Annotated in this window: 9 protein-coding genes; 5 read left to right on the top strand and 4 right to left on the bottom strand. The window is 65.1% G+C overall.

Going from position 1 to position 12317, the window contains the following annotated elements:
* Window positions 1–1161: a thiolase family protein gene (locus AC07O0_RS06095; protein ID WP_494621003.1), complete on the bottom strand. Its 1161-nt coding sequence runs from the start codon at window positions 1159–1161 to the stop codon at window positions 1–3.
* Between AC07O0_RS06095 and AC07O0_RS06090 the strand changes: the two genes are divergently transcribed.
* The 3 genes from AC07O0_RS06090 (at window position 1121) to AC07O0_RS06080 (ending at window position 5152) form a co-directional block, all read left to right on the top strand.
* The gene (locus AC07O0_RS06090; protein WP_494621001.1) at window positions 1121–2161 is read left to right on the top strand and encodes an alpha/beta fold hydrolase; all 1041 of its coding nucleotides are present in this window, start codon (window positions 1121–1123) and stop codon (window positions 2159–2161) included. The genes AC07O0_RS06095 and AC07O0_RS06090 overlap by 41 nt on opposite strands.
* A 190-nt stretch (window positions 2162–2351) precedes the next feature.
* Window positions 2352–3401: an ABC transporter substrate-binding protein gene (locus AC07O0_RS06085; RefSeq protein WP_494620999.1), complete on the top strand. Its 1050-nt coding sequence runs from the start codon at window positions 2352–2354 to the stop codon at window positions 3399–3401.
* Window positions 3398–5152: an ABC transporter permease gene (locus AC07O0_RS06080; protein ID WP_494620997.1), complete on the top strand. Its 1755-nt coding sequence runs from the start codon at window positions 3398–3400 to the stop codon at window positions 5150–5152. The genes AC07O0_RS06085 and AC07O0_RS06080 overlap by 4 nt, the downstream gene beginning before the upstream one ends.
* Here AC07O0_RS06080 and AC07O0_RS06075 read toward each other — a convergent pair.
* The 3 genes from AC07O0_RS06075 to AC07O0_RS06065 form a co-directional block, all read right to left on the bottom strand.
* Complete coding sequence (locus AC07O0_RS06075; protein WP_494620995.1) at window positions 5107–5565, bottom strand: Rid family hydrolase; 459 nt, start codon at window positions 5563–5565, stop codon at window positions 5107–5109. The two genes, AC07O0_RS06080 and AC07O0_RS06075, sit on opposite strands and share 46 nt — an antisense overlap.
* Before the next feature lie 32 nt (window positions 5566–5597).
* Window positions 5598–6464: a protein NO VEIN domain-containing protein gene (locus tag AC07O0_RS06070; protein WP_494620993.1), complete on the bottom strand. Its 867-nt coding sequence runs from the start codon at window positions 6462–6464 to the stop codon at window positions 5598–5600.
* A gap of 70 nt (window positions 6465–6534) precedes the next feature.
* Window positions 6535–10260, bottom strand: coding sequence for a vitamin B12-dependent ribonucleotide reductase (locus AC07O0_RS06065; RefSeq protein WP_494620991.1), 3726 nt, complete (start codon window positions 10258–10260; stop codon window positions 6535–6537).
* Between the two features lie 705 nt (window positions 10261–10965).
* Between AC07O0_RS06065 and AC07O0_RS06060 the strand changes: the two genes are divergently transcribed.
* Window positions 10966–11661 carry an NIPSNAP family protein gene (locus AC07O0_RS06060; protein ID WP_494620989.1) on the top strand — a complete coding sequence of 232 codons (696 nt, stop codon included), beginning with the start codon at window positions 10966–10968 and terminating at the stop codon, window positions 11659–11661.
* Window positions 11662–11878: 217 nt separating this feature from the next.
* A complete protein-coding gene (locus tag AC07O0_RS06055) occupies window positions 11879–12289 on the top strand; it encodes an NADH:ubiquinone oxidoreductase subunit NDUFA12 (protein WP_494620987.1) in 411 nt (136 codons plus the stop codon).
* Window positions 12290–12317: the final 28 nt, after the last annotated feature.

Below are 12317 nucleotides of genomic sequence, written 5' to 3'. Positions count from 1 at the left end.
TCAGGCTCCGTAGATGATCGAGATCGCCTTGCCGGCGACGTCGGAGCTGTAATGGACGTGGCGGCAACCCTCGACCTGGTGGTCGCCGGCCTCGCCGCGGACCTGCCGGACCGCTTCGGTCTGGTGGTTCCAGCCCTGCATGTAGCTTTCGGAGAGGTGTCCGCCGCTGGTGTTGACCGGCAGGCCCTTGTCCAGCGAGATCCCGGTCTCGCGCATGAACTGGCCGGCGCCGCCGACCGGGCAGTAGCCATAGCCTTCGAGCGCGAGCGGGATATGCAGCGAGAAGCTGTCATAGATCTGCAGCGCGTCCATGTCCTTGGGACCGAGCGAGGCCATCTCGAAGACCTGGGCAGCGACCGCTTGCTGTGCCGGCAAATAATAATCGAGCAGACGCGGCTCGAGGCTGGTCGCGCCGCGGTTGAGATCGTAGCGGCCGACGCCCTTGATCGCGACCGGCGCCCGGCCGACGCGGCGCGCCTTGCCGGCCTCGGCGATGATCAGCGCGACGCCGCCATCATTGATCAGGCAATAGTCGAAGAGATGTAGCGGCTCGCAGATGAAGGGCGAGGCGAGATAATCCTCGACGGTGATCGGCTTGCGCATCAGGGCGCGGGGATTGCGCGAGGCGGCAAGGCGCTGCGCCACCGCGACCTCGCCTAGCTCGGCTTCCGTCAGGCCGCGCTCATGCATGTAGCGGCGCGCCATCATCGCATAGAGCGCGCCCTGCGAGGTGAAACCCCAGGGCGCGTGATAGACATAGGCGAGGAAAGCGCCGCCGCCCTGCGCATCCGGCCCACCATAGTTGACCTGCGCCGAGCGCTGGTCATTGCCGTAGACCAGCGCGACGACCGAGGCGAGGCCGGCATGGATCGCCATGCAGGCCTCCATCACCGCCGTCATCGCATCCGCCTGCCCGCCCCAGCGGACATTGAGGCCGAGCAGTTCGCCGACGCGCTCATAGGCCGTGGTCGGCCCGACGATCAGCCCGTCGATCTCGTCGCGCGCAATGCCGGAATCGGCCAGCGCCGAGAGGAAGGCCTGCGCGCCATAGCCATAGGAATCATGCGGCCGCTCGCCGGCGCGAACCCGCTGGTGGTCGCCGACCCAATCGCTCTGGCCGATGCCGATCACCGAAGCGACCCCGGACAGCGAACCCGTCATGCGGAAACCTCATTCTGCCTTGCGCGAAAGCCTCGGCCGGATCACCGGTGAGACTTCGGAGGTTTTTCGCAACGCCGGCGAAGGGTCAAACGACTTAACCGAAAGAGCGATTGAGCAATGCTCACAAGCGCCGATGCCGCAGCATTCCTCAAACCCGGCTCAGTTTCCCTCGTTTGACGCAGGCTCGGGACAACGCCAAGGCTCGCAGCGGGAGGAGCATCTCATGCCGAACCGCTGGATCGAGGCCAACGGCGTCCAACTGCGCTACGAACTGCAAGCGGGGCCGGCTGCGACGATCGTGCTGCTGCACGAAATGGGCGGCATGCTGGAGAGCTGGGATGCGGTCGTGCCGCTGCTCGCGCCCTTCGCTAGCGTGCTGCGCTATGACCAGCGCGGCGCCGGGCTATCGGAGAAGCCGCCCGGCCCCTACGCCATCGCGCAGGCGGCGGACGATCTTGCCGCCCTCCTCGCTGCGCTCGCCATCACCGAACCCGTCGCCGTCGTCGGCGCTGCGGTCGGAGCGGCCGTGGCCGCCACTTTCGCCGCGCGTCACCCGCAGGCGATCGCAGCGCTCGCCTTGCTCGCGCCGGCAACCGTGCTTGATGAAACAAAGCAGGCACGGACCGAACAGCGGATCGCAGCAATCGAGCGCTTCGGCATCCGCCAGGCCTACGCCGACGAAGCCGCAAAGGCGCGTTCGCGCTATGAGGAACTACGCCTAGCCGCCGATCCAGCGGGGCTGGCGGCGACCTGGCGGATGCTGGCCGGACTCGATCTCGATGCCGATCTGGCAGCGATACGCTGCCCGACCCTCATCGTCGCCGGTCGTCAGGATGCGGCGCGCCCGCCTGAGCATGTCGCGAGCGTCGCCGCGAAGATCGAAGGAGCCGAGTTCATGGTCCTGAAGACCAGCCATGTCATGGCAATCGATACGCCCGAACTCGTAGCGGGGACGCTCCGGGGCTTCCTTAATCGCGCCGGTTTCGCGCGTGTCCAGTGAGTGTTGGTCAAGCCCTGGACCATTGAGAATTCCTCATACGCCTGTCTCGTTTACTCGTTTGACCAGGCATGAGCGCACGGGCAGTTTCCGTAGCATGCTCCCCTCTCGATCGAGGGGCGCCACGGCGGCGACAGACCGCCAGGAACTCAGGCGCCGGCATCGGTGCAGCATGAGGATTGGGAGGAAGGACATGCAGACCAGACGCGGCTTCATCGCCGGGGCGAGCGCGCTCGCGCTGTTGCCGACCGCCGGCTTCGCCCAGAGCCAGCCGGCCGCCGATTTGATCGCCAAGGCCAAGGCCGAACGCCAGCTCGTCTGGTACACCGGCATGGTGGTCAGCCAGGTCGTGCGCCCGCTCGCCGAAAAATTCCAAGCCAAATACGGCATCGAGGTCCGTTATGCGACCACCGGCGATTCCGACACGGTCCTCAAGATCACCAGCCAGGCGCGGGCCGGCAAGATTGAGGTCGACCTGTTCGACTCGCCCGGTACCTCGATCCCGCCTTTGAGCAAGGCCGGGTTGATCGAACCATTCGCGCCCGAGGCGCTCGCCAAATACGCGCCGACCTTCAAGCCGCAGAGTCAGCTCTATTCCGGCATCTACGCGCTCTATCTGACGACGACCTACAACACTGATCTGGTCAAGGCAGCCGAAGCGCCGAAGTCCTATGAGGACCTGCTCGACCCGAAATGGCGGAGCAAGATGGTCTGGTCCGACACCCGCGCCATTTCCGGCCCGCCCGGCTTCATCGGCAATGTCCTCTCCGTAATGGGCCAGGACAAGGGCATGGCCTATCTGCGCGAGCTGTCGAAGCAGAAGATCGTGCGCGAGCCCGGCAACCAGCGCGTCATCCTCGACAAGGTGATCTCCGGCCAATACGCGATCGGCCTGATGACCTATAATCATCACGCGGTGATCAGCCGGGCCAAGGAGGCCCCGATCGCCTGGGTCAAGATGGAGCCGCTCGTCGCCAATCTTGGCGTCATCGCGCTGGTCAAGGGCGCTCCGCGCCCGAACGCCGCCAAGCTCTTCCTCGAATTCATGTTCTCGGATGATGGCCAGAAGATCATCGCCGAGGCCGGCTATCCGCCGGGCAATCCCGACGTGCCGCCGAAGGACCCCTCGATCGGCCCGGTGACCGGCGGCTTCACCTCGACCCTGCTTGCGCCGGAGATCTCCTCGCAGGAGAGCGAGCCGCTCGCGGGCTGGCTGAAGATCTACGACGAGCTGTTCAAATGACCGAAGTCATCGACGCTGCCGCGACATTGCCGCGGCAACGGCGCGCCGGGCTGGCCAAACGCCCGGCGCATACCAATCTGCTGGCGCTGGCGATGCTGCTCGTCATCGCCTGCCTGGTGCTGCCACCTGTCGTCACGCTGGTCCAGAACAGCCTGTTCGTGATGAACCCGGACGGCTCGCACGGCGCCTTCACACTCGACAACTTCACGCATCTCGCCAGCGAGAAGGGCATCCTCGCCAGCGGCTGGAACTCGATCCAGTTCGCGGCGCTGTCGACATTGTTCTCGCTCGTCTTCGGCGCCTCGCTCGCCTGGGTGGTGGAGCGGACCGACGCGCCGCACCGCTCGCTCGCCTATCTGATGACGGTGGTGTCGCTCGGCATCCCCTTGATCATCTATGTCCCGGCCTGGCTCTTCCTGCTCGGCCCGGTCGGCCCGTTCAACGAGCTCTACCGCAACCTGACCGGCAATGGCGGCAACCTCATCACCGTCAACTCGATCGCCGGCATGGTCGTGATCGAGACGCTGGGCTGGCTGCCGATGTCGTTCCTTCTCTTCGCCGCTAGCTTCCGCACCGCCAATGCCGAACTGGAGGAAGCGGCGCGCATGAGCGGCGCCGGCATCCTGACCATGGTGCTGCGCATCTCGATCCCGCTGGCGGCGCCGGCGGCGCTGGCGACCGGCCTGTTCATCTTCATCAAGACGCTGCAGGCCTTCGACGTGCCCAAGCTCGTCGGCACCTCGGCCGGCATCAAGCTGCTGACCACCGATATCTATGACGACATCCGTGCAGCGGTGCCGCCCAGGGTCGGCCATGCCAGCGCCTATTCGGTTGTGCTGACCGTGCTCGTCGCCGGCTTGATGTATCTCTACAGCCGCCTGTCCCTGAATGCCTCGCGCTTCGCGACGGTGACCGGCAAGGGTTTTCGCCCGCGCCCGCTGCCGCTCGGGCGGCTGCGCTGGCTCGGCGGCGCGCTGATCTGGGCCAATTGCATCGTCGTGCTGGTGCTGCCGATCCTGACCCTGCTCTGGATCGCGCTGACGCCCTTCGTCCGCCCGGTCCGGGTCGCGGCCTTCAAGTCGCTGACGCTCGACAATTTCAGGATCGTGCTCGGCAGCCAGGGCTATTTCGAGCTGATCGTAAACACCTTGATCACCGCCGCCGCTGCCGCGAGCGTGACCATGGCGCTGATGGTGGTCTGCGGCTGGCTCGTCGCGCGCCGGCAGGCCTTCCATGCCGTAACCGACCAGTTGATCACGCTGCCGATGATCCTGCCCGGCATCGTGCTCAGCGTCGCGATGATGGATGTGGCGCTGCGCGCACCGATCCCGCTCTATTCGACGCTGACGATCGTGGTGATCGCCTTTGTCATCCATTTCCTGCCCTTCGGCATGCGCTACACCTATGGCGGCGTGCTGCAGATCCACAAGGAGCTGGAGGAATCGGCCGGGGTCTGCGGCGCCTCGCCCGGCAGGACGCTGCTCAAGATCGTGATGCCGCTGCTCTGGCCGGCGATCATGGCCGGCTGGGTCTTCATCTTCCTCAACGCCTCGCGTGACCTCTCGACCGCGATCATCCTCGCCGGTCCCGACACCAAGACGATCGCGGTCGCGATCTTCGACCGCGCCGTCAATGGCGAGCTCAGCGAAGTCGCGGCGCTCGGCCTGCTCTGGTCGCTGCTGATGAGCACGATCGCGACGGTCTTCTACCTGGTGATGAAGCGCCGCGGCACGATGATCTTCGGGGTGTGAGAGTCAGAGAAAGCAAGAGAGCGATCACGACCTCCCGCCAAGACCGGGACATTGACGAGCGCACCCTCGCGCCGGAGCCCTGCGATCTCGACCGCGGTCCAGGCCGCGAAGGGCTCGCTCATATGCTCCAGCCTGATCCTGTCGAACAGATCGAAATGCTGGCGCAGACCGACATGGTAGCTGGTCATCTCGACGACCGCGCCGAAGTCCAGCCCGGTCTCGGCAAGGACGAGCCCGATCTTGCGGAAGACGTTGCGAAACTGCGCTTCGGCTTCCTCCGGCATCCGCCCCTGCGCATCGCCGCCGGTGACGCCAGTCAGGAAGGCGAAGCCGCCGGACAGAATCGCCGGCGACATCCGAAGCTGCTCGGCGGCGGCGCGAAACTCGGGAGGGATGATGGCGCTGTTGGGCATGGGCGATCCTCCATCGCCGAGGGCGTCAACTCTCAATGGAGCGATGCGAGAAAGGTCGTGGGCGTCAGCTGCACGTGAACATCGAGCGGCGGTCGAATCGCGAATGCGCGTGGCGAGCGCGCGAAATTCCAGAGCCTTACAAGATGCCAGTTATCGCGATGAGCGTCGGCCGCGGCCATCTCAGTTCGCGTGATGTGAAAAGGCGTTCGTTCCCAGCCATTCGTCGTCTTCACCTCGATCAGCCGCGAGCGCCCGTCTGACTCAAAGCTTGCGATATCAAATCCGGCCCCATCTCCGTCTTCGTGTGAAACCCAGCGAACCCGGGCCGCTAAATTTTCCTGGCCGGCAGCGCGCAAGGTATTCCTCTCATGGCGGAGAACGAGTTCCTCTCCCGCCTCTCCTAGAGCGCGATTGCGCGCATCACGGGCCGCAACATCAAACTTCCGAGCAACCAGTTCGACCAAAGCGGGCTCGATTGGCGAAGGGCTGTTTGAAAATGTCGGCGGCGGGCCGATCCAAAGGCTCGCTTCATCGCGGAAGCCGCTTCTTCCAGCGACTTTGGCGGTGCTCTCAAGCTGTTGCGTCGTCCAGAGAGGATGCGCGTCAAACCACCTTAGGACAGCGTCCATCAAACTATTCTGGAAGCGAGTTGCTGGCTTGTAGCCGTCGATCCAAGGCTCTCTCACCAGTAGAAGCACCGCGCTGATATTCTGAAACTTGTACTCTACCGCTTTTGCTGAACGGCCTTTGAGCAAAGGTACCAACGCGTCACGCGCTCGAGATTTCACGTACGGCTCTCGCCTCAGCTCGGCTGAAAGCATCTCGAAATATGTGACGACTGTTAGATCGTTTTCGTCGTCAGACCAGCTCTCACTCGGCATCAAATCGTCAGCCCACATGCAAAGGCCGGCCCCAATAGGGCCGGCCTCATTGTTAATGTCGAGTGGGTTTCGAGAAAAGAGAGATCCCTCACGAACACCCAGTCGTCGAGCCGCAGGTGTTGCACTTCAGGCAGGTGCCATTGCGCACCAGCGTGAAGTTGCCGCATTCGCCGCAGCTGTCGCCGACATAGCCCTTCATGATCGCCTCGGCCCGGCGCTCGGAGGCGGTCGGCTGGGCGGCCGGTGCGGCGAAGCCGAGCTTGCTCATCTGCTCCTCGCCATAGGCCTCAGGCTCCTCCTTCAGCGCGGTCGCGCCGGCGGTGGCAAGGCCGGTGACGGTGCCCGCCGAGCGGGCAACCGCGTCATTGGCCGCCGCCCCGCCCTGGATGGCGAGCAGGTTGATCGGCTTGCCGCGGCGGAAGCCCGAGGAGGCCAGCGGGGTCGAGGTGATCGGCCCGGCCGCATCCGGCATCTTGCCCTGCTCGACGCCGCCGCCCATCACGTCATGGCCGATCTCGCTGGGATCGACATGGGCGAGGTCGTGCCGGCCGAGATAGGAGATCGCCAGCTCGCGGAAGACGTAGTCGAGGATCGAGGTCGCGTTCTTGATCGACTGGTTGCCCTGCACGAAGCCCGAGGGCTCGAAGCGGGTGAAGGTGAAGGCCTCGACATACTCCTCCAGCGGCACGCCGTATTGCAGGCCGAGCGAGACCGCGATGGCGAAGTTGTTCATCATCGCCCGGAAGGCCGCGCCCTCCTTGTGCATGTCGATGAAGATCTCGCCGAGGCGCCCATCGGCATATTCGCCGGTGTGGACATAGACCTTGTGGCCGCCGACCACCGCCTTCTGGATGTAGCCGGTGCGACGCGCCGGCAGCTTCTCGCGGTCCCGGATGCGCTCGACACGCTCGACCACGCGTTCGACGATCTTCTCGGCGATCTGCGTCGCGCGCGCCGCCAGCGGCTGCTGGTAGAGCGCCTCGGTCGCGTCGTCGGCGTCGTCGTCCTCGTCGGCGATCAGGGCCGAGTTCAGCGGCTGCGACAGCTTGGAGCCGTCGCGATAGAGCGCGTTCGCCTTCAGCGCCAGCTTCCAGGAGAGCAGATAGGCGCTCTTGCAATCCTCGACGGTGGCGTCGTTCGGCATGTTGATGGTCTTCGAGATCGCGCCGGAGATGAAGGGCTGCGCCGCCGCCATCATGCGGATATGGCTCTCGACCGAGAGATAGCGCTTGCCGATGCGCCCGCAGGGGTTGGCGCAGTCGAAGACGTTGTAGTGCTCCTTCTTCAGGTGCGGTGCGCCTTCCAGCGTCATCGCACCGCAGACATGGACATTGGCGGCCTCGATCTCGGCCTTGCTGAAGCCGAGGAAGGCCAAGAGCTCGAACGACATGTCGCCCAGCTTCTCGGCCGGCACGTTCAGCGTACCGGTGAGGAAGTCCTCGCCCAGCGTCCACTTGTTGAAGACGAACTTAATGTCGAAGGCGCTCTTCAGCCCCTTCTCGACCGCCTCGATCTTCTCGTCGGTGAAGCCCTTGGCCCGCAGCGAGCCGGGGTTGATGGCGGGCGCCTGCTTCATCGAGCCGTGGCCGACGGCATAGGCCTCGATCTCGGCGATATCCGCCTCGCGATAGCCCAGCGCCCGCAGGGCGTCCGGCACGGCGCCGTTGATGATCTTGAAGTAACCGCCGCCGGCGAGCTTCTTGAACTTCACCAGCGCGAAATCGGGCTCGATGCCGGTGGTGTCGCAGTCCATCACCAGGCCGATCGTGCCGGTCGGCGCGATCACCGTCGACTGGGCGTTGCGGTAGCCGTGCTTCTCGCCCAGCGCCAGCGCCTCGTCCCAGCTCGCCTTGGCCCGCTCCGACACGGTCACCGAGGAACCGCCGAGGCGCTCCAGCGTGGCATGGTCGAGCGGCACCGGGGTGACTTGCAGGCCCTCATAGCCAGAGGCCTGGCCATGGGCGGCGACGCGGTGGTTGCGGATGACGCGCAGCATGTGCGGCGCATTCTTCTTGTAGCCCGGGAACGGGCCGAGCTCACCCGCCATCTCGGCCGAGGTCGCATAGGCGACGCCGGTCATGATCGCGGTCAGGCCGCCGGCGAGCGCCCTGCCCTCATCGCTGTCGTAGCCGAGGCCCATGGTCATCAAGAGGCCGCCGATATTGGCGTAGCCGAGGCCGAGCGTGCGGTACTCGTAGGAGAGCTCGGCGATCTCGCGGCTCGGGAACTGCGCCATCGTCACCGAAATCTCGAGCACGATGGTCCAGAGGCGGCAGAGATGCTCGTAACCGGCGACGTCGAAAGCCTTGGTCTGCCGATCGTAGAACTGCAGCAGGTTGGCCGAGGCCAGATTGCAGGCGGTGTCGTCGAGGAACATGTACTCCGAGCACGGATTCGAGGCGCGGATGCGTCCCGAGGCCGGGCTGGTGTGCCAGTCGTTCATCGTGGTGTTGAAATGCAGGCCGGGATCGGCCGAGGCCCAGGCGGCGTAGCCGATCTTCTCCCAGAGGTCGCGCGCCTTCAGGGTCTTGGTGACCTTGCCGGTGGTGCGGCCGACGAGGTTCCAGTCGCCGTCGTTCTCGACCGCGCGCAGGAAGTCGTCAGTCAGCGAGACCGAGTTGTTCGAGTTCTGGCCGGAGACGGTGAGATAAGCTTCTGAATCCCAGTCGGTGTCGTAGGTGTCGAACTGGATCTCGGTATAGCCTTGCTTGGCGAACTGGATGACACGCTTGATGTAGTTGTCGGGCACCATCGCCTTGCGGGCGAGCTTGATCTCGCGCTTCAGCGCCGGGTTCTTCTCGGGATCGAAGCAGGCATCGTCGGCGGCCTCGCAGTTCACGCAGGCCTTCATCACCGCCTTCATCGCCTTCTGGACGGTCTTGGAGCCGGCGACCAGGGCCGCGACCTTCTGCTCCTCCTTCACCTTCCAGTCGATATAGGCCTCGATGTCCGGGTGGTCGGCATCGACCACGACCATCTTGGCGGCGCGGCGGGTGGTGCCGCCCGACTTGATCGCGCCAGCGGCTCGGTCGCCGATCTTGAGGAAGGACATCAGGCCGGAGGAGCGCCCGCCGCCGGCGAGCTTCTCGCCCTCGCCGCGCAGCATCGAGAAGTTCGAGCCGGTGCCGGAGCCGTATTTGAAGAGGCGCGCTTCGCGCACCCACAGGTCCATGATGCCGCCCTCGTTGACGAGGTCGTCCTGCACGCCCTGGATGAAGCAGGCATGCGGCTGCGGATGCTCATAGCTCGACTTCGACTTCACCAGCTTGCCGGTCTTGAAGTCGACGTAGAAATGGCCCTGGCTCGGCCCGTCGATGCCATAGGCCCAGTGCAGGCCGGTGTTGAACCATTGCGGCGAGTTCGGCGCGACCATCTGCGAGGCCAGCATGAAGCGCAGCTCGTCGTGGAAAGCGTGGGCATCCTCCTCCGAGGAGAAGTAGCCGCCCTTCCAGCCCCAATAGGTCCAGCAGCCGGCGAGCCGGTCGAAGACCTGCTTGGACGAGATCTCGGAGCCGAAACGCTCGCCTTCCGGCAGCTTCGCCAGCGCGGCCTCATCGGGGACCGAGCGCCAGAGGAAGGACGGGACGTCATTCTCCTCGACTCGTCTCAGCACGGCCGGCACGCCGGCCTTGCGGAAATACTTCTGCGCGAGCACGTCGCTCGCGACCTGCGACCAGGAATCAGGCACCTCGATGCCTTCCAGGCGGAAAACGATCGAGCCATCGGGATTGCGGATCTCGCTTACCGCCGAGCGGAACGGGATCGCCGAATAGGGCGACTGGCCGGCGGTGGTATGGCGGCGCTCAATGCGCATAAGCTTCGTCCCCAATGCTTGCCGCGGGCGTATCAGACGCTCCGCGCGGCCGGTTGATCACCGGCTCCTGATGTCAGTCCAACTCGGTTTGATGCCCCTGGATCCCGCAACGGTGTCACCCCGCCATCGGTTTCCTGATGCGACCAGCCGGAGCACGCACGTCGCCGTTCGCCGTCGCCATCTCTGGCGCGCCGCGGTGATCGCCTTGACCCGTCCGGGAACTCGTTTCGCGGGTCGAAAAAGGCGTCTCCGCCAGCCGTCACGCGACCGTCAAAATTTAGTCCCGATTGGGTCGCCGCGTCAAGGATTAGTGCGCATCGATAGGTGTGGATACGACATCTTGTAGGAAGATGTGGATCGTGGGGATAAGTTTCAAGGCACCCGCTAAGCCCAAGGAATCACATGCGGAATCGCGACGCCGTTGCGAGCTTGCAACGATCCTTGCCGGTGCGAAACCACTAAAATCCGCCGGACCATGGTTAATGAAGCGTCAACAGAAACCGGAGAGTGCTACTAGCGAAAGCGCTCTCTGCAGCGGCAGCCACAAGTCCTTGAATCCGCGCGATGCTTGGCCGGCTGGCGCGCTTTGGAGAGCGGATTCGAGCCATCTCGAATCATGACCGAATCGTGGCGAGCCCCGAATGACACTACTGACGCAACTGGTCGGTCGCGCCGCCTAGCAGCACGGCGAGCTGGAGGCACGCCATGACCGACACCGTCTTCGAACTGCGCCGCTACACCCTGAAGCCCGGCACGCGCGAGGCTTTGATCGAGGTATTCGACACCCATCTGGTCGAAACACAGGAGGCGGCCCTGATGAGCGTGGTCTGTCAGTTCCGCGATCCCGCGGCGCCCGACCAGTTCGTCTGGTTCCGCGGCTTTCCCGATCAGGCGGCGCGCGCCCGCGCCCTCCCCGCCTTCTATGGCGGCCCTGTCTGGGCTGAGCACGGCCCGACTGCCAACGAGACCATGCTGGAATGGCACGACGTGCTGATGCTGAAGCCGGCGGTGCCCGGTGCCAGCTTCGATACCGCCGGGCTCGAACGGCTGCCGCCGGGAACGGCCGATCTCGGAGATGGCCATCCCTATCTGGTCGCCATCCATCATCTCGCGCCGGATGCTGTCGATGCTGCTGCCGCAGCCGCAGCCAAAGCAGTCGCCGATGCCGCACGCTCCACTGGCAGCGAAGTGATCGCCAGCCTGATCAGCGACCACAGCGAGAACGGCTTCAAGCGCCTGCCAGTGCGCGAGGGCGAATGCGTCACGGTCACGCTCGTCCGGCCAGCGGTGCCACAGGCGATACCGGCGCTCGAAGCGGCCTTGCTCGCGGTGCCGATCGGGACCGGTCAGGCACCGGACATAGCCCGCGTCATTCCGACCGCGCGCTCGCTGCTGCGCTGAGTGTTCGTTCGAGAATTCGTCAAGGCGTGGCGAGACTGGTGGTTTTCGGGCATCGAAGCGGAACGTATGTCGGGTACGTGAGCACCGAAGCGCAGAAAAACGCCAGGCGCAGCCCGCCATCACGAATTCCCGAACGGACACGGGGCCGCACTGGACATCGCGTGCCCGCATCTTCATAAGTCGCGCGACGGCCCAAGGCCCGCTCGGACGCGAAACGATGACCAAGACTCTGCTCCAGCTCCTCACCTGGTGGAACGGCCAGACCATCGGCACGAGGTTCCACACCTGGCGCTTCGGCGAGAAGGTCGGCGAGGACGAGTTCGGCAATGTCTACTACCGCACCAAGGGCGGCAAGAAGGACAAGGCGCTCGGCATCCAGCGCCGCTGGGTGGTTTATAACGGCCCGGTCGAGGCTTCGATGATCCCGGCGGGCTGGAACGGCTGGCTGCACCACACCGTCGACGTTGCCCCGTCCGAGGAAAAATATACGCCGCGCGAGTGGCAGAAGCCGCACCAGCCGAACTACACCGGCACGGCTTTGGCCTATCGCCCGCCCGGCTCGACCCTCGGCGACAAGCAGACCCCGGCCGCGACCGGCGACTACCAGGCCTGGACGCCCGGGCGCTGAGCGACCCGCGCCCGCGATGAGCGGGTGC

This window comes from Allobosea sp. GW821-FHT10B12, from assembly GCF_059415545.1.
This window is presented reverse-complemented; position numbering and strand designations above follow the sequence as displayed.